Here is a 22,825-nt window from a genome sequence, read left to right as displayed (position 1 = left end):
GTTCATCCTGTGGGAGCGGGCTTGCCCGCGATGAATACGGCGCAGTGCTTAAGATGAAACACCGCGCCTTATCGAAACTCAGCTATAGACACGGCCAAGGAGCTGCCGATGGCTTTCAAACTGATCGAGCACGTCACGGGTGATCTGATCCTGGGTGAAGCCCATCAAGTCGTACTCCTGGCTGCCGTTGTGCAGGTACACCTCGGCGCGGTAGTAACGGGTGCGGGTTTCGTCCGGGCTCGGCGATTCGCTTGGCGCCGCCAGATAACCGTCCAGGCTGACTTCGTAGACAAACGGGTTGCCCTCTTCCATCTCGATCCGCAGGCCCATGCAGCGCTTGGCTTTGCCCAGCAGCGTTTGCACGTCCAGCCCTTGCGTGCGCAACTGCACCGCCGCGTCTTCCAGCGCCGGGCTCACGTGTTTGTCCATGAAACGTTGCACGATCGCCTGGGTCGGTTGCAGTTCCAGTGCCGTCAGCCTCTCGCTGAAACCACGACGACCACGCGCCGCCAGCTCGGCCTGTTCCTGTTCGATCTGCACGTCCTGGCGCATGGCCTTGTGCAAGCCGAACATGAAGCACACCAGCACCACCGAGAACGGCAGCCCGGCCAGCACCACCATGGTTTGCATGGCTTCGAAGTTACCGGCGAACAACAGGCCGATGGTCACCAGGGTGATCACGACCGACCAGAAGATCCGCAACCAGTGCGGCGCATCTTCATCGACGTTGCCGCCCTTGCAGGACAGGTTCGCCATCATCACCGCGCCGGAGTCGGCCGGGGTCAGGAACAGCACGAAGCCGACAAAGATCGACACCCCGATCACCACTTTCGATGCCGGGTAATGCTCGAGCAACTGATAGATCGCCATCGACGGCTGCTCGAGTGCCGTCTTGCCCAGCTCCACCGCCCCCTGGTTCATCACCAGGTCCAGGGCCGAGTTGCCGAAGATCGACAGCCACGCCAAGGTGAAGCCCAGCGGAATCAGGAGCACACCGGCGACCAGTTCACGCACGGTCCGGCCACGGGAAATACGCGCGATGAACATGCCGACGAAAGGTGCCCAGGAAATCCACCAGGCCCAGTAGAACAGGGTCCACAGGCCCAGCCAGCGCTCGGACTTGGCGGTGTCGGCTTCGTACACATACAGGTCGAACGTCTTCAGCACCACGCCGTTGAGGTAGTCACCGACGTTCTGCACAAAACCGTTGAGCAGGTGCAGGGTCGGGCCGAACAACAGCACAAAGATCAGCAGGCCACTGAACAGCACGATGTTCAGGTTGGACAGGCGACGAATGCCGTTTTCCACACCCGACACGGCCGCGATGGTCGCCACGGTGCTCATCACGATGATCACGATCAGCAGGTTGGTATTGCTGTGCTCCATGCCGAACAGGTTCTCCAGCCCCGACGACACCTGCAGCGAGCCAATCCCCAGGTTGGTCACCAGGCCCAGCAGGGTCACGAACATGCCGAAGCCGTCCACCGCATGCCCGGCCGCACCCTTGACCCAGCGCTCGCCGACCAGCGGATAGAGCGCAGAACGCAGCGCCAGCGGCTGGTTGTGACGGTAGGCAAAGTACGCCACGGCCAGGCCGACCAGGGCGTAGATCGCCCAGCCGTGCAGGCCCCAGTGCAGGAACGTCAACTGGACTGCCTGGCGCGCGGCCAACTGGCTGCCCGCCACGCCTTCCGGCGGGTTGAAGTAGTGATCCAGAGGCTCGGATGCGCCGAAGTACAACAGCGAGATGCCGATACCGGACGAGAACAGCATCCCGGCCCAGGCGCCATAGCTGAAGTCCGGGGTATCGTCCTTGCTGCCCAGCTTGAGCTTGCCGTAGGAGGAAAACGCCAGGCCGACCACAAACACCAGGTAGGCGGCGATCACCACCATGTAGTACCAGCCAAAGCTGCGCGACAACCAGGCCTGGGCAATCCCCAGCATTCTCCCGGCTTCTTGCGGCGCGGCAATGAGAATGGCGGTCAACAGCAGGATCAACGCGGTAGAGGTGTAGAACACCCAACCGTTGACCGTCACCTTCTCGGGTGGGGTCTTTATCAGAGAGGCAGAACTCATTGCACAGATGCTCCAGGCAGTGCGGGAGAAGGACACAAGGCAAAGCAGCACCCGACTAATCGGTTAGTGGGCAGCCGACCGACGGGTGATATAAAGACACCCCGAAAAAAGCCCGAAGCCCGCAAGCGCCAGAGCGCGTGGGTTTCGAGCATTTTTGGATGCCGTTTTTCCGCCAACCGTACGTAGGAAAAACCTGTAGGTAGCGACGATTTGTCGCAGATCTTATTCTTTGTTGATTGAACGTTCAATCAAAACAAAATAGACTGGCCTTCAATCCGACAGACGTTTTGCGCCTGTCGGAAGGCCTAAGGAGATGTGCAGATGCCCAAGGTCGGTATGCAACCCATCCGCCGCCAGCAATTGATCGAAGCCACCTTGCTGGCCGTAGATCAGGTCGGTATGGGGGACGCCAGCATTGCGCTGATCGCCCGTTTGGCTGGTGTCTCGAATGGCATCATCAGTCACTACTTCAAGGACAAGAACGGCCTGATCGCCGCCACGGCGCAGTACCTGATGAGCGTCCTCAGCGAGAACGTCACTGCGCGCCGTCAGGCGCTGGAGGACAACAGCCCGCGGGCACACCTGCAGGTGATTATCGAAGGCAACTTCGACGCCAGCCAGGTCAATGGCCCGGCAATGAAAACCTGGCTGGCCTTCTGGGCCACCAGCATGCACCACCCGTCTTTGCACAGGTTGCAGCGGATCAACGATCACCGCTTGTATTCCAACCTGTGCTGCCAGTTCCGCCGAGTGTTGCCGCTTGAACAAGCGCGCAGTGCAGCCCGCGGCCTGGCAGCCCTGATTGACGGCCTGTGGTTGCGCGGCGCGCTGTCGGGAGATGCTTTCGACACCACGCAAGCGCACCAGATTGCGTACGAATACATGGATTTCCAACTGGCCAAGCAGGCGTGCTAGAGCACACATAAAACGCTCAGCCCCTGAACTGTCGCGGATCGGTGATGCCACATCAATAAGGCAGCACCGTTGCGACCAACGCCAACCACTTATGCACTTGCGAGGACTTTATGGCCCGTTTCGAACTGCAAAAACTCTACATCGACGGCGGCTACACCGACGCTGGCAGCGACGCCACCTTCGAAGCCATCAACCCGGGTAACGGTGAAGTTCTCGCCAACGTGCAACGTGCCACTTTCGACGACGTTGAACGCGCCGTTGTCAGCGCCGAAAAAGGCCAGAAGATCTGGGCCGCGATGACCGCCATGGAGCGTTCGCGCATCCTGCGCCGCGCCGTCGACATCCTGCGTGAGCGCAACGACGAACTGGCCGCCCTGGAAACCCTGGACACCGGCAAGTCGTACTCCGAAACCCGCTACGTCGACATCGTCACCGGTGCTGACGTGCTGGAATACTACGCCGGCCTGGTGCCCGCCATCGAAGGCGAGCAGATCCCGCTGCGCACCACTTCGTTCGTCTACACCCGTCGCGAGCCGCTGGGCGTCGTGGCCGGCATCGGCGCGTGGAACTACCCGATCCAGATCGCCCTGTGGAAATCCGCCCCGGCCCTGGCGGCGGGCAACGCGATGATCTTCAAGCCGAGTGAAGTGACGTCCCTGACCACCCTGAAACTGGCCGAGATCTACACCGAAGCCGGCGTTCCAGATGGCGTGTTCAACGTCCTGACCGGCAGCGGCCGTGAAGTCGGCACCTGGCTGACCGAGCACCCGCGCATCGAGAAGATCTCCTTCACTGGCGGCACCGACACCGGCAAGAAAGTCATGGCCAGCGCCTCGAGCTCCTCGCTCAAGGACGTGACCATGGAACTGGGCGGCAAGTCCCCGCTGATCATCTTCGACGACGCCGACCTCGATCGCGCCGCCGACACCGCCATGATGGCCAACTTCTACAGCTCCGGTCAGGTCTGCACCAACGGCACCCGCGTATTCGTGCCGAGCCACCTGAAAGCCGCTTTTGAAGCCAAGATCGCCGAGCGTGTTGCGCGCATCCGTGTGGGCGACCCGCAAGACGAGAACACCAACTTCGGCCCGCTGGTCAGCTTCGCCCACATGGAAAGCGTGCTGGGCTACATCGCCAAGGGCAAGGAAGAAGGCGCCCGCGTACTGTGCGGCGGGAACCGCCTGACCGAAGGCGAATTCGCCAAGGGCGCGTTTGTGGCACCGACCGTGTTCACTGACTGCACCGACGAGATGACCATCGTGCGTGAAGAAATCTTCGGCCCGGTGATGAGCATCCTCACTTACGAAACCGAAGAAGAAGTGATCCGTCGTGCCAACGACACCGACTTCGGCCTGGCCGCCGGTATCGTCACCAAGGACCTGAACCGCGCCCACCGCGTGATTCATCAGCTCGAAGCCGGTATCTGCTGGATCAACGCCTGGGGCGAATCCGACGCCAAGATGCCGGTCGGTGGCTACAAGCAGTCGGGCGTGGGCCGTGAGAACGGCATCAGCTCGCTGAACAACTTCACACGCATCAAATCGGTACAGGTCGAACTGGGCGATTACGCCTCGGTGTTCTAAGACCCGAGTCTTGTATTGCCCGCGAGGGCCTCTTCGCGGGCAAGTCGAATCGTCGCACCGCCGCTCCCACAGGTTTGGAGTCGCCCATCAAATCTGTGGCAGCCCCCAATCCTTGTGGGAGCTGGCTTGCCAGCGATTCGAGTGCGCAGCACTCGCCGAGGCCTGACCTGAACCAACTTTAAAGAGGGTGCATCCAATGTCCCAAGAATACGACTACATCATTGTGGGTGCCGGCTCCGCCGGTAACACCCTGGCGACCCGTCTGACCGAAGACGAAGGCGTCACCGTCCTGCTGCTGGAAGCCGGCGGCCCGGACTATCGTTTTGACTTTCGCACACAAATGCCGGCAGCCCTGGCGTTCCCGCTGCAAGGCCGACGCTACAACTGGGCCTACGAAACCGATCCAGAGCCACACATGGACGGTCGCCGGATGGAATGCGGTCGCGGCAAGGGCCTGGGTGGCTCGTCCCTGATCAACGGCATGTGCTACATCCGTGGCAACGCCATGGACTACGACGGCTGGGCCAAGATCCCGGGCCTGGAAGACTGGACCTACCTGGACTGCCTGCCGTATTTCCGCAAGGCGGAAACCCGCGACATCGGCGCGAACGACTACCACGGTGGCGAAGGCCCGGTCAGCGTAACCACCCCTAAAGCCGGCAACAACCCGCTGTTCCACGCGATGGTTGAAGCAGGCGTACAGGCCGGTTACCCGCGCACTGAAGACCTCAACGGCTATCAGCAAGAAGGTTTCGGTCCGATGGACCGTACCGTCACGCCTAAAGGCCGTCGCGCCAGCACCGCTCGCGGCTACCTGGACACCGCCAAAAAGCGTTCGACCCTGAACATCGTCACCCACGCCCTGACCGACAAGATTCTGTTTGAAGGCAAGCGTGCGGTCGGCGTGCGTTACCTGGTCGGCAGCGCCGAAGAGCGGGTTGAAGCCCGTGCCCGCAAGGAAGTGCTGGTGTGCAGCGGCGCGATTGCGTCCCCGCAACTGCTGCAACGTTCCGGCGTCGGCCCGGCCCAGCTCCTGGAAAGCCTGGACATCCCAGTCGTTCACGACCTGCCGGGCGTGGGCGAGAACCTGCAGGATCACCTTGAGCTGTACCTGCAATACGCCTGCACCCAGCCGGTGTCCCTGTACCCCTCGCTGCTCTGGTACAACCAACCGGCCATCGGTGCCGAGTGGCTGTTCAACGGCACCGGGATCGGCGCCAGCAACCAGTTCGAAGCCGGCGGTTTCATCCGCACCCGTCCTGACTTCGAGTGGCCGAACATCCAGTACCACTTCCTGCCGGTGGCGATTAACTACAACGGCAGCAACGGGGTGAAAGAGCACGGTTTCCAGGCACACATGGGCTCCATGCGTTCACCAAGCCGCGGGCGGATCCAGGTCAAGTCCAAGGACCCGCGCCAGCACCCGAGCATCCTGTTCAACTACATGGCCAGCGAGCAGGACTGGCAGGAATTCCGTGACGGCATCCGCCTGACCCGGGAAATCATGCAGCAGCCGGCCCTGGACGCGTTCCGTGGTCGCGAGCTGAGCCCGGGCATCGAGGTGCAAACCGACGAGCAACTGGACACCTTCATCCGCGAGCACGCCGAAACCGCGTTCCACCCGTCCTGCTCGTGCAAGATGGGCACCGACGAGATGGCAGTGGTCGATGGTGAAGGTCGCGTCCACGGGATGCAGGGCCTGCGCGTCGTCGATGCCTCGATCATGCCGCTGATCACCACCGGCAACCTGAACGCACCAACGATCATGATCGCCGAGAAAATCGCCGACAAGATCCGCGGTCGCCAGCCGTTGCCACGCAGCCAGGCCAAGTACTACGTCGCGGGCGACGCCCCGGTACGTGGCAAGCCGCTGCGGGAAGTGAGCCGGACCGCGCAATAACCCGGCGCTTCGGCGCATCGCGGGCAAGCCCGCTCCCACAGGAGAATGAGGTCTCTTGTGGGAGCGGGCTTGCCCGCGATGGCGTCCGACCAGACGCCACACCCCCTCCCTCCTGCACCTATACCACCCTTGCCCCCACCCCCCGCGCCGGCCTACTCTAGGCACCGCGCAAACGTTTCACCCCCCGCCCCACCGACAAGCCGCCACCTGGCTGGCCACGAGGCTTACTCATGTTTGATGTCGTGTCTTCGAGCAAATGGCCCACCGGCTATCTGATCAATCCCAACGTAGAACCCCTCGATCCAAAATGGCTGACCGAGTTCAGCAAGATCCCCGCCGCCGCAGTCAGTGACTGCCTGGGACGCAACGTCGGAGGCCTGGGGCTCAAGGCCTTCCATGGCAATGCGCCGATGCTCGGCAGTGCCCTGACTGTGCGCGTACGCCCCGGCGACAACCTGATGATCCTCAAGGCCATGCAGATGGCCCGTCCCGGTGACGTACTGGTGATCGACGGCAGCGCCGACCTGACCCGCGCCGTGTTCGGCGGCATCATGCGCGCCATGGCGCTCAAGGCCGGTATCGTCGGCGTGGTGATCAACGGCGCCCTGCGCGACCTCGACGAATGGCAGACCGGCGAGCTGCCGGCCTATGCCATCGGTGGCGTGCACCGGGGCCCGAGCACCGACGGTGGTGGCGAGATCAACGTACCGATCTCCTGCGCCGGCATGCTGGTAGCGCCTGGCGACCTGATGATCGGCGACGGTGACGGCGTCGTCGCCGCTGCCCGCGCCGAATTGCCGGAACTGTTGGTGCGTTGCCACGACCTGCTGGCCCGCGAACAGGCTACGCTTGCCGCTATCGAAGCCGGCACCCTGGACCCGGATCGTTTCGACGCCATCCTGCGCGCCAAGGGTTGCCCGGTCTGACGCCAAAAGCATCGCGAGCAAGCTCGCTCCCACAGGTTCGAGGTTGGATCACAAAACCTGTGATCCAACCCACAAGGAGGTTCGTGCATGTTCGATTTCCACCCCCAGCTCAAGCAGCGCTTCGCTGCCCTGCGCACCGGCGCTGAATTTTTTTCGCTGCGCTACGTGCGCGAGTCTGGCCAGTACCTGTCGGTACGCAAGAACGTCGCCGAGCCACCTCACCTGAGCCGCGACGAAGGCGCGATGCTGACCGCCCGGGTCAATGGCGTCGAGGCCTATGCCGCGACCAACGACCTGTCGCCCGCCGGCCTGCAGGCCGCCCTCGACCGCGCCGAACAACAGGCCCGCGCGCTCGCGGCCCACGCCCTGCTCGATCTGCGCCAGCACGCCGTCTCCAGCGAACGTGGCGACTACCTGTCACCGGATCTGCAACAGCCCTTCCCGTCCCTCAGCGAGTGCTACCAACTGCTCGGCGCCGAATCCGCCGCCGTGCCCAAGGACGAGCGCCTGGTGAACTGGCAGGTCAGCATCGGCATCAACCATGTCGAGCAGATTTACCTCAACAGTGCCGGCGCCGAACTGCGCCAGGCGCAACGTTTTGTCTACCCGGGCCTGGACGTCACCGCCTACGACGGCAATGACAGCCAGACCCGCAGCCTGGGCCGCGAGAACTTCGGCCAGCAAGGCAGCGCCGACGTCATCAATCGTTGCGGGCTGATCGGTGCCGGCCCCCTGGTCGCCGACCAGGCCCTGCAACTGCTGCTCGCCCCCAACACCCCGCAAGGCCCGCGCGACCTGCTGCTGATGCCCGACCAGATGATGCTGCAGATTCACGAATCCATCGGCCACCCGCTGGAACTGGACCGCATCCTCGGTGACGAGCGCAATTACGCCGGTACCAGCTTCGTCAAGGCCAGCGACTTCGGCCACCTGCAATATGGTTCCCGGCTGCTCAACGTGACCTTCGACCCGGACATTCCCGAAGAGCTCGCCAGCTACGGCCATGACGACGACGGTACTGCCGCCAGCAAGCAGTTCCTGATCCGCGAGGGCCGGCTGGAACGTCCGTTGGGCGGTGCGCTGTCGCAGTTTCGCGCCGGTCTCGACGGCGTCGCCAACAGCCGCGCCTGCGGCTGGAACCGGCCGCCGATCGACCGCATGGCCAACCTCAACATCGAACCGGGCGAGCAGTCCCTGGAGCAACTGATTGGCGGCATCGAACACGGCGTGCTGATGTCGACCAACCGCTCCTGGTCCATCGACGATGCGCGCAACAAGTTCCAGTTCGGCTGCGAGTGGGGCCAACTGATCGAGAACGGCGAACTCAAGGGCGTGGTGAAGAATCCCAACTACCGGGGCATCAGCGCGCAGTTCTGGAACAACCTCAGTGCCGTAGGCGACCGCAGTACGCTCAAGGTGCTGGGCACGCCGAACTGTGGCAAAGGCGAACCGAACCAGGTGATCCGCGTGGGTCATGCCTCGCCAGCCTGCGTATTCAGCAACATTGATGTGTTTGGGGGAGATGCCTGATGAGTAGTGCATTGAGTCAGGTTGAACAGTTCAAGGCCCTGGTGTCGTGGCTGCGCAGCGCCCTGCGCGAGTCGGAGCAATTCACCTTGAGCTATGCCGCCGAGTCCTCGGCGTTCGTGCGCTTCAACCACGCCAAGGTGCGCCAGGCCGGAGAGGTGCAACAGGCCAGCCTGGGCTTCAAGCTGATCGACGAGGGCCGGCATGCCGACCTCAACATCACCCTGGCCGGCGACCCGCAAGTCGACCAGTTGCGTCTGGCCGAGGGTCTGCAGCAATTGCGCGAGACCCTGCCCTTGCTGCCACCGGACCCGTACCTGCTGCTCAACCACAGTGGCTGGCAGAGCAAGCAAGTGCAGGAGCATCCGCTGCCAGACACCGCCCAGGTGGTGGAACAGATCGCCCGCGCGGCCGAAGGCCTGGACCTGGTCGGTTTTTATGCCGCCGGCCCCATCAGCCGGGGTTTCGCCAGCTCGGCTGGGGCTTTCGGTTGGCACCAGGCCAACAGCTTCAACTTCGATTTCAGCCTGTTCCACGCCAACGGCCAGGCGGTAAAGGCCAGCTACGCTGGGCACGACTGGAGCGATGCCGGTTTTGCCAAGCGCTTCGAACAGGCGCGCGAGCAACTGGAGTTTCTGGGCCGCCCCCTGCATACCCTGGCACCCGGGCAATACCGGGCCTACCTGGCACCGGCCGCGCTCGACGAGATTCTCGGCATGCTCTGCTGGGGTGGTTTCTCGGCGCAGTCGATTGCCAGCAAAAGCAGCCCGCTGCAAAAACTCTACGGCGGCGACCAGCACTTCAGCCCGCTGCTGGATCTTGCGGAGAAAGTCAGCGGTTCCCTGAGCCCGGCATTTTCCGGCGAGGGCTACCCACGCAGCGACCTGGCATTGATTGTCGCCGGCGCGGCAGGTGAACAACTGGTGAGCTCGCGCAGCGCTGCCGAGTATGGCCTGACCGCCAACGGTGCCGGCGGCGGTGAGTCGCCCAGCGCCCTGAACATGGCCGCCGGCACCTTGCACGAAGCCGAGATTCTCAAGCAACTGGGCACCGGCCTGTACATCAGCAACCTGTGGTACCTGAACTACTCGGACCAGCCGGCCGCGCGCCTGACGGGCATGACCCGTTTCGCCACCTTCTGGGTCGAGAACGGCGAGATCCAGGCACCGGTCAGCACCATGCGTTTCGACGACAGCGCCTACAGCCTGCTGGGCTCGCAACTGGAAGCGCTGACCCAGGAGCGCGAGCTGATTCTGTCGGCCAGCACCTACGACCAGCGCGCCACGGCATCGGCGTTGCTGCCAGGCGCGTTGATCAAGCGGTTGACGTTGACCCTGTAAAAATCTGGATCTGTTAACACCGATCAACCTGTGGGAGCGGGCTTGCCCGCGATGAAGTTGATGCGGTGTTGCTGATGGCCCCTCGCGGGCAAGCCCGCTCCCACAGGGTGTGTGTCGAGCCCTGCGGGAGTTGTCAAAATTCAAGAGGTCCCATGCCCAATCGCCCCAATCTGGACGCCACCACCGCCCGCTGGATTCCCTGGGTGGTGGCGATTGCGTTTTTCATGCAGTCCCTCGACGGGACCATCCTCAACACCGCCCTGCCCGCCATGGCCCGCGACCTGGCCGAAGACCCATTGCGCATGCAGGGTGTGATCATTGCCTACATGCTCACCGTGGCATTGCTGATTCCCGCTTCGGGGTGGATAGCCGACCGCTTCGGCACCAAGAAAATCTTCTTCGGTGCGATCCTGCTGTTCAGCTTTGGCTCCCTGCTCTGCGCGCTGTCGGAGACCCTGAGCATGCTGATCGGCGCCCGGGTGATCCAAGGCCTGGGCGGTGCCTTGATGCTGCCGGTCGGGCGCCTGGTGGTGCTGCGCGCCTATCCGCGTTCGGAGCTGGTGCGGATCATGGGGTTCATCACCATTCCCGGTCTGCTCGGCCCGCTGATCGGGCCGACCATGGGCGGCTGGATGGTGCAGTACCTGACCTGGCACTGGATCTTCCTGATCAACCTGCCCGTGGGCCTGGTCGGTTGCTACGCCGTCTGGAAGTTCATCCCCGACCTGCGGGGCAGTGAGCGCACGCGCTTCGATGGCCTGGGCTTCGTGCTGTTCGGCGCGGCCATGGTACTGATTACCATCGCCATGGAAGGCCTGGGCGAACTGCACCTGCCGCACCTGCGGGTGATGTTGCTGCTGTTTGGTGGCATGGCCTGTCTGGCGGCCTACTGGCTGCGGGCCGGACACATCGACAATCCGCTGTTCGCGCCGTCGCTGTTCAAGACCCGGACCTTTGCGGTGGGCATCCTGGGCAACCTGTTCGCCCGCCTGGGCAGCGGTGCATTGCCGTTCCTGGTGCCGTTGCTGCTGCAAGTGGCGCTGGGTTATTCGCCCTCCCAGGCCGGGATGAGCATGTTGCCGCTGGCTGCGGCCGCGATGCTTGCCAAGTCGGTGGCGCGGCCGTTGATCGAGCGTTTTGGCTACCGCATCGTGCTCACCGGCAACACCCTGGCGCTGGGGATCATGCTGGCAAGCATGGGCCTGGTCAGCGAGCAGACGCCATATTGGCTGTTGCTGGTGCACCTGGGAGTTCTCGGGGCAATCAACTCCCTGCAGTTCACCGCGATGAACACCGTGACCCTGATCGACCTCGACGACGCCAGCGCCAGCAGCGGCAACAGCCTGCTGTCGGTGGTCGCGCAACTGTCCCTGAGCCTTGGGGTAGCCTGTGCCGGTGCGTTGCTTGGCGGCTTTACCGCCGAGGTCGGCAACGATGGCGTGGAGACCATTCTCGGGGCATTCCAGATGACCTTTGTCACCGTGGGCATCATGGCAATGCTGGCCGCGACGATCTTCTCCCAGCTGTCCAGAGAAGACGGACGGCGCGTCAAACGTCCGGAACAGCACATCGAACCTTAGGGCGAATGGCCACCGGGCTGGTACACTGCGCGACATTTTGTTTTGCAGGCCAGTCCCGTGACCACCATCGCCACCGCTTTTAATACTTTGCCGCTGTCCGCCGCCATGCTGGCTAACCTCGACTCTTTGGGTTATGCCGAGATGACGCCGATCCAGGCGCAAAGCTTGCCGGTGATCCTCAAGGGGATGGATCTGATCGCCCAGGCCAAGACCGGCAGCGGCAAGACCGCCGCCTTTGGTATCGGCCTGCTGAACCCGATCAATCCGCGCTTCTTCGGTTGCCAGGCGCTGGTCATCTGCCCGACCCGCGAGCTGGCCGACCAGGTTGCCAAGGAAATCCGTCGCCTGGCCCGTGCCGAAGACAACATCAAGGTCCTGACCCTGTGTGGCGGCGTATCGTTCGGCCCGCAGATCGGCTCCCTGGAGCACGGCGCACACATCATCGTCGGCACCCCGGGCCGCATCCAGCAACACCTGCGCAAGGGTTCGCTGGTCCTGCACGGCCTGAACACGCTGATCCTCGACGAAGCCGACCGCATGCTCGACATGGGTTTCTACGATTCCATCGAAGAAATCATTGCCCAGAGCCCGGAGCGCCGCCAGACCCTGTTGTTCTCCGCCACTTACCCGGTGGGCATCAAGCAACTGGCCGCCAAGTTCATGCGCAACCCGCAGCAAGTGAAGGCCGAGGCGTTCCACGACGACAGCCAGATCGAACAGCGCTTCTTCGAGATTTCCCCGGAAGAGCGCATGGACGCCGTGGTCAAGGTGCTTGCGCACTACCGTCCGCAGTCCACCGTGGCCTTCTGCTTCACCAAGCAGCAAGTACAGGAAACCGTCGACCACCTGACCGCCAAGGGCATCTCTGCCGTCGGCCTGCACGGTGACCTGGAGCAACGTGACCGTGACCAGGTCCTGGCGATGTTCGCCAACCGCAGCACCTCGGTGCTGGTCGCCACTGATGTGGCTGCCCGCGGCCTGGACATCGATGCGCTGGACATGGTGATCAACGTCGAGCTGGCCCGGGATTCGGAAATCCACATCCACCGCGTCGGCCGTACCGGTCGTGCCGGTGAAAAAGGTATCGCGATCAGCCTGGTGGCGCCGTCCGAAGCGCACCGCGCCCAGGCCATCGAGCTGCTGCAGAAGTCGCCGCTGAGCTGGGATCAACTGAGCAACCTGCCCTCCCAGGGCGGTGGTCCGCTGCTGCCGGCCATGAGCACCCTGTGCATCGGTGCCGGGCGCAAGGACAAGGTTCGTCCGGGCGACATCCTCGGCGCACTGACCGGCGACGCCGGCGTGCCGGGTGCCCAGGTCGGCAAGATCGCAATCTTCGACTTCCAGGCCTACGTGGCCGTGGACCGCAGCATCGCCAAGCAGGCTGTGCAGCGCTTGAGCGAAGGCAAGATCAAAGGCCGCTCGTTGCGCGTGCGGATTTTGTAAGCGATCTTCATCCCGACGAAGATCCCTGTGGGAGCGGGCTTGCCCGCGATAGCGGACTGACAGACAACATCAATGTTGGATGTGCCAGCCCCATCGCGGGCAAGCCCGCTCCCACATTGGTTTGTCGGTGAATTAAAAATTTGTGTGAGGACACCGTTTTGCGCTCTACCGAAGTCGTGATCATTGGCGCTGGCGCCGCAGGGTTGATGTGTGCACTGACCGCCGCTGGGCGCGGGCGCAAGGTGTTGTTGCTGGACCACGCCAACAAGGCCGGCAAGAAAATCCTCATGTCGGGCGGTGGGCGCTGCAACTTCACCAACATGTACACCGAACCGAGCAATTTTCTCTCGCAGAATGCGCATTTCTGCAAATCCGCCCTGGCCCGCTACACCCAGTGGGATTTCATTGGCATGGTGGCCAAGCATGGCGTGCCGTACCACGAGAAGAAGCTCGGCCAACTGTTCTGCGATAACAAGTCCAGTGACATCCTCGAGATGCTGCTCAGCGAGTGCGAACAGGTCGGCGTCAGCCTGCACCTGGACACCTCGATCCAGACCATCGAGAAACTCGCCAGCGGCTACCTGCTGGACACCACCCTCGGCCAATTGACTTGCGAGTCCCTGGTGATCGCCACCGGCGGCCTGTCGATCCCGACCCTGGGTGCCACGGGCTTCGGTTATCAGGTCGCCCGCCAGTTCGGTCACGAACTGCTGCCGACCCGCGCCGGCCTGGTGCCGTTCACCATTACCGACCAGCTCAAGGAGCTATGCGGCGAGTTGTCCGGCACCTCGGTGGACTGCCTGGTGAGCTGCAACGAGCAGAGTTTCCGCGAGAACATCCTGTTCACCCACCGCGGCCTCAGCGGTCCGGCGATCCTGCAGATTTCTTCGTTCTGGCAGTCCGGCGACACGCTTGAAATCAACCTGATGCCCGACCACGACGTACCGGCCTGGCTGCAACAACAGCAAGCCGAACGGCCGAACAGCGAGCTGAAAACCTTGCTTGGCGAGATCTTCACCAAGAAGATGGCCAACCTGCTGGCTGACAACTGGTTCGTCTCCAAGCCGATGAAGCAGTACACCCACGCTGAAATTGCCGAGATCGCCGACAAGCTGGCGAGCTGGCAGCTGGTACCGGCCGGTACCGAAGGCTACCGCACTGCCGAGGTCACCCTGGGCGGTGTCGACACCCATGAAGTGTCCTCCAAGACCATGGAATCGCTGAAAAGCCCGGGGCTATATTTCATCGGCGAAGTGCTGGATGTCACCGGCCACCTGGGCGGCTTCAACTTCCAGTGGGCCTGGGCTTCGGGCTACGCGGCGGCGCAGTACGTCTGACACCCCACGGCTCCTACAGGGGGCGTGTTTACCAGGGAAGGAACAGATTTTGCTGTCAGATGTGATCGGCGCCATTGCGTCGGCGTCATTACTGGCTCAATTTAGCGTCATTGCCCCGGAAGGCCTTCGCACTTCATGCCATCGACTTCGTTTCGTCAGTCTCTGCGTCGCCTTTGGGCACTGGATAAATTCAGCTACAGCGTGCGGGTATTCATCGCCCTGACCGGCAGCATGGCGCTGTGCTGGTACCAGGATGAGATGGGCCTGCTGATTCCGCTGTTCCTGGGGATTATCGCCAGCGCCCTGGCCGAGACCGACGACAGCTGGCAAGGCCGGCTCAATGCGCTGGCGGTCACGCTGGTGTGTTTCAGTGTCGCGGCGTTCTCGGTCGAACTGTTATTCCCCTACCCCTATATCTTCGTGTGCGCGCTGGCGCTGGCCAGTTTCGGCCTGACCATGCTCGGTGCCCTGGGCGAGCGGTATGGGGCGATTGCCTCGGCAACCTTGATTCTCTCGGTCTACACCATGATTGGCGTTGACCAGCGCGGCGGCGCGGTCACCGATCTGTGGCACGAGCCGCTGCTGCTGGTGGCCGGGGCAGCGTGGTACGGCCTGCTCTCGGTGTTGTGGCAGGCGCTGTTTTCCAACCAGCCAGTGCAACAAAGCCTGGCGCGGCTGTTCCGCGAGTTGGGGTTTTACCTCAAGCTCAAGTCAGCGCTGTTCGAACCGGTCCGGCAGATGGACGTCGAGGCCCGGCGCCTCGAACTGGCGCAGCAGAACGGCCGAGTGGTGGCCGCCCTGAACGCCGCCAAGGAAATCATCCTGCACCGGGTCGGCAATGGCCGGCCGGGGTCGAAGGTCAGCCGTTACCTGAAGCTGTACTTCCTCGCCCAGGACATCCACGAACGCGCCAGTTCCTCGCACTACCCCTACAACGCCCTGGCCGACGCCTTCTTCCACAGCGACGTGCTGTTTCGCTGCCAGCGCCTGCTGCGCCAGCAAGGCAAGGCCTGCCGAGCGCTGGCCGAGTCGATCCAGATGCGCCAGCCGTTCGTCTACGATGCCAGCTTCGCCCAGGCCCTCAGCGACCTCGATGCGTCCCTGGAGCACCTGCGCATCCAGAGCAATCCAGCCTGGCGCGGCCTGCTGCGCTCCTTGCGCGCCTTGGCCGCCAACCTTGGCACTCTCGACCGCCTGCTCAGCGATGCCAGCAACCCCGACAGCCTGGCCGATGCTACCGACAGCAGCCTGCTCGACCGCTCGCCGCGCAACCTCAAGGATGTCTGGGTCCGCCTGCGCACCCAGCTGACGCCCACCTCCCTGCTATTCCGGCATGCCCTGCGCCTGCCCCTGGCGTTGACCATCGGCTACGCCATGGTGCATTTGATCCACCCCTCGCAGGGCTACTGGATCATCCTCACCACGCTGTTTGTCTGCCAACCGAACTACGGCGCGACCCGACGCAAACTCGGGCAACGGATCATCGGCACCGCCATCGGCCTGACCGTGGCCTGGGCGCTGTTCGACCTGTTCCCCAATCCACTGGTGCAATCGTGCTTCGCGATTGCCGCCGGGGTGGTGTTCTTTATCAACCGCACCTCCCGCTACACCCTGGCCACGGCGGCAATCACGGTGATGGTGCTGTTCTGCTTCAACCAGGTCGGTGACGGCTACGGGCTGTTCCTGCCGCGCCTGTTCGATACCTTGCTCGGCAGCCTGATCGCCGGCCTGGCGGTGTTCCTGTTCCTGCCGGACTGGCAAGGCCGTCGGCTGAACAAGGTGTTGGCCAACACCCTGACCTGCAACAGCATCTACTTGCGCCAAATCATGCAGCAGTATGCCGCCGGCAAACGCGACGACCTGGCCTACCGCCTGGCTCGCCGCAATGCGCACAACGCCGATGCCGCCCTGTCCACCACCCTGGCCAACATGCTCATGGAGCCTGGGCATTTTCGTAAGGAAGCGGACGTCGGCTTCCGCTTCCTGGTGCTGTCCCACACCTTGCTCAGCTACCTCTCGGGTCTGGGCGCGCACCGCGAGACCCAGCTCCCGGATGAAGTCCGCGAGCACCTGATCGAAGGTGCCGGCGTCAGCCTGGCGGCGAGCATCGACGAAATCGCCCAGGGCCTGGCAAGCAAACTGCCGATCGCCATTCACAGTGACACCGAAGAAGCCCTGGCCGCGGAGCTTGAGCAGATGCCGGACGAAATCGATGAAGGCCAGCGCCTGGTGCAGAGCCAACTGGCATTGATCTGCCGTCAACTCGGGCCGTTACGAACGCTGGCAGCGCATTTGATTAAGGACACGCGCCAGGATTGATCGCTGGGGTGTCTGTGGAGGGCTTCATCGCGAGCAGATGGAGTCCCGCCCGGCTCGCACACAGTAAATCTGGCGGCCCACAAATTTTGCGTATGGCCGCCAAATCTGTGGGGCCGGGCGCCCGCTGCGGCTTGCCCGGGATGGCAGCGGGTCAGGGACCATTGATGCTGGCTGTGCCGGCCCCATCGCGGGCAAGCCCGCTCCCACAGTGGTTCTGGGGTGCTCGCGGATTTTGCACGCGCCACAGCCAACTTGCGGCGCCCGCTTGCGGCCTGCCAGCGATAACTGTGGGGGGCGGCCCCATCGTTAGCAGGCTAGCCCCCGCAGGGTTTCACATCCCATGCTGGCGGAGCAGCCGGTCGTAGCTGCCATCGGCCTTCATCTCGGCGATTTCCCGGTCGAACCCGGCGACTATCTTCGCGTGGTCCGGGTTCTTCAGGCTGACCAGAATGTGCAGGCTGTTTTCGCTCAAGGGCCTGGGCAGGAACTCCACCGAGTTACGTACCTTGGGTGATTCGCGCGCCAGGAAATAGCGGGCGACGTACTCGTCCTCCAGCGTCAGTTGCACCCGGTCAGCCGCCAGCATGCGCACGGCCATGGCGAAGTTATGCACCGGGACCTTCTGCAGGGCCGCGTCGCCGTCGAACTCCGGGGAATAGGCATAACCGCGTACAACCGCAATCGGGTAGGTGTGCAACTGCTGCAGGTTGTTGTATTCGATGGGTGCATCCCTGCGCTTGAGAAAGCGGATGCGATTGAGCAGGTATTCGGCCGAATACTGCCCAAGTTGGGTGCGCTCCGCGTTGTACCAGGCATTCACCAGCACGTCGTAGCGCCCTTCGCCCAAACCCAGCAACGCCCTGGCCCAGGGCACTTGCTGGAAATCACTGGCATAACCGGCCCGCGCCAGCGCGGTGCTGACGATATCGGTGGCCAATCCGCCATTGACCAACGTAGCGTCAGTGAAGGGCGGCCAGGCATCGGCAACTAGCCGCAGCTTGTCCGCTGCAGCGCTCTGGCTCAGCAACAGCAGACCAATCAAGGCGAAGGCTCGAAGCAATCGCGGCATGCCCAAGGATCCTTAGAGGGCGCGAAGCCCAGCGTATTTGTAGCCGAACTCGATATCTCGTACACCGACTGACGGCGACCGCCCAGGCTATAACAATAGCCGAGCATGGCCTCGGCGATTCGCCTCAAAACAGATTACACAAAGATGACGAAGCCGCGCGAAATGAATGATGGCATTTTGGTCTTTGTCACAGAATTTCCTGCAGGCAAGACATCCAGAAGCCAGACGCTTAGTATCAGGACCAGACTTTCAAAGGACGCGAAGATGACAGTTGAATGGGTTTGCAAACACCACAGTGACCTGGGCAAAGAGCAGCTTTATGCCATTTTGCAGTTGCGTACACAGGTGTTCGTGGTCGAACAGAAGTGCGCCTACCAGGAAGTCGATGGCCAGGACCTGGACAGCGACACCTGCCACTTGATGGCCTGGGACGGTGATCAACTGGTGGCCTATCTACGCCTGCTCGACCCCACCTCGCAAGGCGGTGACGTGGTGCTCGGCCGAGTGGTGATTGCACCGCAAGCCCGGGGCCAGGGGCTGGGTCATGAGCTAATGGAACAGGCGCTCAAGCAGGCCGAAAAATACTGGCCGCAGACTCCGATCTACCTGTCGGCCCAGGCCCATCTGCAGGGGTACTACGGGCGTTATGGGTTTGCCGTGGCCGGTGAGCAATACCTGGAAGACGGCATCGCGCATATCGGCATGCGGCGGCCCTGAAGGCCTTTGCGCAGGGTAGGTGCTGGTTGACCAGCGAAGGCGCCAGCACTACCAGTGCAAACACTCAGGGATAACCCAACACCGCCTTGATCTGGCGCAGATGCTGTTCGATCCAGCGCGGATCGATCGCCCCCCACTCGCGAATGCAGTAACGTCCGGCGTGGTTGCGCGCGCCCTCCTCCTGCTCGAACTCACAGACCACATCCAGGTCCGCCAGGGCGGCAATGGTGTCCTGGGCCGTGCGCCGGGGCATGCCGGTGACTTCGGTCAGTGCCGGGACACTGCTGGCCAGCCCGCTGTCGATCAGGTACGCCACGTACAGGCGGCGGTAGAAGCTGCTCTTGGTCTTGCTCACGTCCATCCAGACACTCCTGCTGGTGATGATTACTGCATGTCCCGCCAGGTCAGATAAACCCGCAAATCGAATTCCAGCTGGTGGTAACCGGGCAGCATGTGTTCGCACAACTTGTAGAACGCCTTGTTGTGGTCGGACTCTTTGAAATGCGCAAGCTCATGCACCACGATCATCTTGAGGAACTGCGGCGCGGCATCCTTGAACAAAGAGGCAATGCGGATTTCTTTCTTGGCCTTGAGCTTGCCGCCCTGCACCCGCGAGATTGCGGTATGCAGGCCAAGTGCACGATGGGTCAGGTCCAGGCGGTTGTCGAACAGCACTTTGTCGATCGCCGGTGCGTTGCGCAGGTATTCCTGCTTGAGCTCCAGCGCATAGCTGTACAGCGCCTTGTCACTCTGCACGGCGTGCTTGTCCGGGTAGCGTTGGCTCAGGTAGGCGCCCAGCCGATCCTGCTCGATCAGTTGATGCACCTGCTGTTGCAAGGCGGCGGGATACGCCTGGAGGTATTTGAGCGCGGTCATGGGACAACAACAAAAGTCACGAAAGACCGCCAGTGTAGCGAATTCAGGCGCTCGCCGCGCTCCAGTCGAACGGCTGCACAAAGTCCCTGACTTCGTCCGCCATCAATGGCCGCGCCACCAGGCAACCCTGGGCAAAGGGACAACCATTGGCCAGCAGCCACTGATACTGGGCAATCGATTCGACCCCTTCGGCGATCACCAGCACGCCGAATTGCCTGGCCAGCTCGATGATGTTTCGCACCAGCGCTGCATCCCGCGGCGAGTCCAGGACCCTGGCGATCAGATGCCGGTCCAGCTTCAAGGTATCGAGTTCGACATCACGCAGATGGGTCAGCGAACAAGGCCCCGAGCCAAAGTCGTCGAGCGCCACCCGCACCCCGAGGTTGCGCAGCAGGCGCAGTTGCTTGCGCGCTTCATCGGGGTTGTGCAGCAAGGCCTCTTCGGTGATTTCCACCTCCAATTGACGGGGTAGCAACTGATGGCGCTCCAGCACGAGCCGCAACTCAGTGGCCAGGTTAGGCATGCAGAACTGGGTGTTGCTCAGGCTGACCGCCAGCACCATGTCTTGGCTGAACAGCTTGTCCCAGGCCTTTCGCTGCTGGGCACTGCTCTGGTAGATCCAACTGCCGAGGCGGCTGATCAGTTGCGCTTCTTCCAGCAGCGGCAAGAACAGCCCCGGCGAAACGTCGCCGACACTGGGATGCTGCCAGCGCAGCAAGGCCTCGAACCCGCGTATGCGTCCATCGGCCAATGAAACCTGAGGCTGGTAGACCAGGTTGAAATCCTTGTGCTCGATGGCCGAACGCACGCTCTCCTCGAGCATCAAGCGGGTCCGCGCGCGGCCATTCATGTCGTGGTCGTAGAAGCGGTACTGCTGGCGACCTGCGCGCTTGGCCTCATACATGGCGATATCGGCGGTACGCAGCAAGTCGTCGAGGCTGGCGCCGCAATCCGGATACGTGGCGATGCCGATGCTCGCGCCCAGCGCTACGTCCAGCCCGTCAATCTGCTGACAGATCGACACCCGCTCTATGAGTTTCTCCGCCATTTTCGCCGCTTGCTCGGCGAACTCGAGGTCAAGTAGCGCGGTGAACTCATCGCCGCCCATGCGCCCCAGGATATCGAAGGGGCGCAGGCAGGCCTTCAACTGTTCCGCGACCCAGCGCAGCACCCGATCGCCGGCGTCGTGCCCCAACGAATCATTGACCCGCTTGAAGCCATCCAGATCCAGGTACAGCAACACCCAGACACTGCCCGCGCGCTCGCCGCGCAGCAGCAGGTTTTCCGTAGCCTGGTAGAACCCCCGGCGGTTGAGCAGGCCGGTCAGCGGATCGGTGACCGCCTGGAACTCCAGTTGCTGATGCAGGTGGCAGACCACCGACATGTCGAGCACGGTGACCACCATCGCCCGCTGCTCGGACGGCAGCGGCGCACACGACAGCGCCACTGGCACTTGCTGCCCGGACGCGGTACGCAGCATCGCATCATGGGCGCGCCAGATTTCGCCGCGACGGTAGTGGGCATGGATGTCCGAACCGGCCCACAGGGTGATCGGCGGCTTTTGCAGAAAGTCGATGAAACCTGTCCCCTGTAGCTCGTCGACCCTGGCACTGAGCAAGCGGCACATCGCCGGGTTGGCAAAGCGCACTCGCCCGTCCTCGCCCACCACCAGGATGCCTTCGGCGGCATTCTCCAGTACCGAGGCGTTAAAGGCCCGCGCCGCCTCCAGGTCCTGGCTCAACTGCTGCAGTGCCCGGCGGCTGCGCTGATGCTCAAGCAGGGCCTGGACCTTGGGCTTGAGTATCTATGGGTCACACGGTTTGAACAGGTAGTCCACCGCGCCATGGGCATAGCCCTTGATCACGGCGTCCGGGGATTGCTCGTTAGCGGTCAGGAAAATGATCGGGGTCAACTGGGTGCGTTGGCTGCCGCGCATCAGGCGGGCCACTTCGAAACCATCCATGCCCGGCATCTGCACATCCAGCAGTACCAGGTCGACCTCATGTTCGAGTAACAGGTTCAGGGCTTCCAGGCCCGAGGCAGCAGTCATCACCTGCCAATCCTGGCGCTGCAGCAACGCACGCATGCTGACCAGGTTTTCCGGGTAATCATCAACGATCAAAAGAACCGAGCGGCCGTCACCTGGCTTGGGTTGCGCGCATTCCATGCTGCTTCTCTTTCTGGGGAGGGGTGAAACGGCTTACCGAAAAACCGGACAAACGTTGTGTGTTTCACTTTAGACCGGGTTTTGCCCAATCAGTAGGTATCAACACGCCATCACCGCATCAAAGCAGGCGGCTCCCGACTAACGGACTGTCTTTGCAGGCCCCGCAAACCGCTACTTGTGGCACGTCGCCATTTAGCTGGCGCCAATTAACCGCCAGGCGGGCCTTAACAAAGCACCCTCCCGGGCTTATAAAGGCCGCCCCCAAGATGGGCGGGCCAGAGCTTCCCCCGCGCCATTTCAGCCAGTACTCGTGGAATTCTTTGACGATGATCGATCTCGCAACCTGGAACCTCAGCGTTCCCGTTGGCACTCCCCCGGCTACCATCGATACCCCGAAACTGGTCAGTGGTTTCAAGAACCAGTATTTCCATTCCAACACCGGCACCCTGTTTTTCTGGGCACCGGTCACCGGAACCCGCACTGAAAACGCGATCTATCCACGCACCGAGCTGCGCGAAACCTTCAGCAACGGCACCCTGCGCAATTGGCTCTACCCGGACGCCGACAACTCGTTGCGGGCCACCCTGGCGGTTAACCAGGTGCCGAGCTCGGGCAAGCTGGTCATCGGCCAGATCCACGCGTACGACAGCCAGAAACCGCTGGTGAAACTCGAGTACCAGTACAAAAGCACAACCGCCACCGGCAACATCGTCGCCAAGGTACGGATGCGCCCGGATGATGCCGAAGGCCGGGTGATCACCATCGCCAGCGGGGTCAAGCTCGACCGCGACTTCTCGTACCTGATTCATTTGAGCCCGGGCGGCGCCCTGGGGATCAGCGCCGCCGGCTCCCAGTGGGACAGCCAGATCAGCACCACCTGGCGCAACAAACCGCTGTATTTCAAGGCCGGGGTCTATGTGCAGGACAACAGTGGCAACAGCCAGGAAGGCGGCAAGGTGACCTTCAGCAAGCTGGACATCGATCACGACAAATAAACGCGTGTGGTACGGGCGAATCAGCAAGGTGACGGGAGACAGATGCAGCACCACG

At 62.6% G+C, this 22,825-nt stretch carries 16 protein-coding genes and 1 pseudogene; 12 read left to right on the top strand and 5 right to left on the bottom strand.

Going from position 1 to position 22,825, the window contains the following annotated elements; genetic code table 11:
* Nucleotides 1–78: 78 nt before the first annotated feature.
* Nucleotides 79–2,019 carry a BCCT family transporter gene (locus ACM6IP_RS08545; protein WP_237235030.1) on the bottom strand — a complete coding sequence of 647 codons (1,941 nt, stop codon included), beginning with the start codon at nt 2,017–2,019 and terminating at the stop codon, nt 79–81.
* Between the two features lie 378 nt (nt 2,020–2,397).
* Here ACM6IP_RS08545 and betI point away from each other — a divergent pair, with 378 nt between their 5' ends.
* The 10 genes from betI (at nt 2,398) to yccS (ending at nt 16,946) form a co-directional block, all read left to right on the top strand.
* Nucleotides 2,398–2,991, top strand: a complete 594-nt coding sequence (gene betI / locus ACM6IP_RS08540; protein ID WP_095164396.1) for a transcriptional regulator BetI — start codon at nt 2,398–2,400, stop codon at nt 2,989–2,991.
* Between the two features lie 110 nt (nt 2,992–3,101).
* Entirely contained in the window at nt 3,102–4,574 is a 1,473-nt protein-coding gene (gene betB / locus ACM6IP_RS08535) for a betaine-aldehyde dehydrogenase (protein WP_414861268.1), read from the top strand.
* A gap of 196 nt (nt 4,575–4,770) precedes the next feature.
* Nucleotides 4,771–6,474, top strand: a complete 1,704-nt coding sequence (betA, locus tag ACM6IP_RS08530; RefSeq protein ID WP_159998333.1) for a choline dehydrogenase — start codon at nt 4,771–4,773, stop codon at nt 6,472–6,474.
* A 230-nt stretch (nt 6,475–6,704) separates the two neighbouring features.
* Complete coding sequence (locus ACM6IP_RS08525) at nt 6,705–7,400, top strand: RraA family protein (protein WP_095147478.1); 696 nt, start codon at nt 6,705–6,707, stop codon at nt 7,398–7,400.
* Nucleotides 7,401–7,487: 87 nt separating this feature from the next.
* Complete coding sequence (locus tag ACM6IP_RS08520; protein WP_414861267.1) at nt 7,488–8,930, top strand: TldD/PmbA family protein; 1,443 nt, start codon at nt 7,488–7,490, stop codon at nt 8,928–8,930.
* Nucleotides 8,930–10,267, top strand: coding sequence for a TldD/PmbA family protein (locus ACM6IP_RS08515; RefSeq protein WP_414861266.1), 1,338 nt, complete (start codon nt 8,930–8,932; stop codon nt 10,265–10,267). Before ACM6IP_RS08520 ends, ACM6IP_RS08515 begins: the two co-directional genes overlap by 1 nt.
* Before the next feature lie 152 nt (nt 10,268–10,419).
* Nucleotides 10,420–11,847 carry a multidrug transporter subunit MdtD gene (gene mdtD, locus ACM6IP_RS08510; protein WP_414861265.1) on the top strand — a complete coding sequence of 476 codons (1,428 nt, stop codon included), beginning with the start codon at nt 10,420–10,422 and terminating at the stop codon, nt 11,845–11,847.
* Between the two features lie 105 nt (nt 11,848–11,952).
* The gene (gene dbpA / locus ACM6IP_RS08505; RefSeq protein WP_237235031.1) at nt 11,953–13,290 is read left to right on the top strand and encodes an ATP-dependent RNA helicase DbpA; all 1,338 of its coding nucleotides are present in this window, start codon (nt 11,953–11,955) and stop codon (nt 13,288–13,290) included.
* A 158-nt stretch (nt 13,291–13,448) separates the two neighbouring features.
* Nucleotides 13,449–14,627 carry an NAD(P)/FAD-dependent oxidoreductase gene (locus ACM6IP_RS08500; RefSeq protein WP_414861264.1) on the top strand — a complete coding sequence of 393 codons (1,179 nt, stop codon included), beginning with the start codon at nt 13,449–13,451 and terminating at the stop codon, nt 14,625–14,627.
* Nucleotides 14,628–14,762: 135 nt separating this feature from the next.
* Complete coding sequence (gene yccS / locus ACM6IP_RS08495; protein WP_414861263.1) at nt 14,763–16,946, top strand: YccS family putative transporter; 2,184 nt, start codon at nt 14,763–14,765, stop codon at nt 16,944–16,946.
* Nucleotides 16,947–17,277: 331 nt separating this feature from the next.
* Here yccS and ACM6IP_RS08490 read toward each other — a convergent pair whose 3' ends face one another.
* Complete coding sequence (locus ACM6IP_RS08490; protein ID WP_414861262.1) at nt 17,278–18,015, bottom strand: substrate-binding periplasmic protein; 738 nt, start codon at nt 18,013–18,015, stop codon at nt 17,278–17,280.
* A gap of 264 nt (nt 18,016–18,279) precedes the next feature.
* On the opposite strand from ACM6IP_RS08490, the gene ACM6IP_RS08485 reads away from it, so the two are divergent.
* Nucleotides 18,280–18,732, top strand: coding sequence for a GNAT family N-acetyltransferase (locus ACM6IP_RS08485; protein ID WP_095164414.1), 453 nt, complete (start codon nt 18,280–18,282; stop codon nt 18,730–18,732).
* 64 nt (nt 18,733–18,796) lie between these two features.
* On the opposite strand, the gene ACM6IP_RS08480 is transcribed toward ACM6IP_RS08485, so the two are convergent.
* The 3 genes and pseudogenes from ACM6IP_RS08480 to ACM6IP_RS08470 form a co-directional block, all read right to left on the bottom strand.
* Nucleotides 18,797–19,093 (bottom strand): winged helix-turn-helix domain-containing protein, encoded by a 297-nt coding sequence (locus tag ACM6IP_RS08480; protein ID WP_095164416.1) that lies wholly within the window; start codon nt 19,091–19,093, stop codon nt 18,797–18,799.
* A 23-nt stretch (nt 19,094–19,116) separates the two neighbouring features.
* Nucleotides 19,117–19,608 carry a M48 family metallopeptidase gene (locus ACM6IP_RS08475; protein ID WP_414861261.1) on the bottom strand — a complete coding sequence of 164 codons (492 nt, stop codon included), beginning with the start codon at nt 19,606–19,608 and terminating at the stop codon, nt 19,117–19,119.
* Nucleotides 19,609–19,651: 43 nt separating this feature from the next.
* Nucleotides 19,652–21,775, bottom strand: a pseudogene (locus ACM6IP_RS08470) (putative bifunctional diguanylate cyclase/phosphodiesterase).
* A gap of 326 nt (nt 21,776–22,101) precedes the next feature.
* Between ACM6IP_RS08470 and ACM6IP_RS08465 the strand changes: the two are divergent.
* Nucleotides 22,102–22,770 (top strand): polysaccharide lyase family 7 protein, encoded by a 669-nt coding sequence (locus ACM6IP_RS08465; RefSeq protein ID WP_401125576.1) that lies wholly within the window; start codon nt 22,102–22,104, stop codon nt 22,768–22,770.
* Nucleotides 22,771–22,825 lie beyond the last annotated feature (55 nt).

Origin of the sequence: Pseudomonas sp. IT-P176 (assembly GCF_949767245.1) — a bacterium.
In the GTDB taxonomy this organism is placed as follows: Bacteria; Pseudomonadota; Gammaproteobacteria; order Pseudomonadales; family Pseudomonadaceae; genus Aquipseudomonas.
This window is presented reverse-complemented; position numbering and strand designations above follow the sequence as displayed.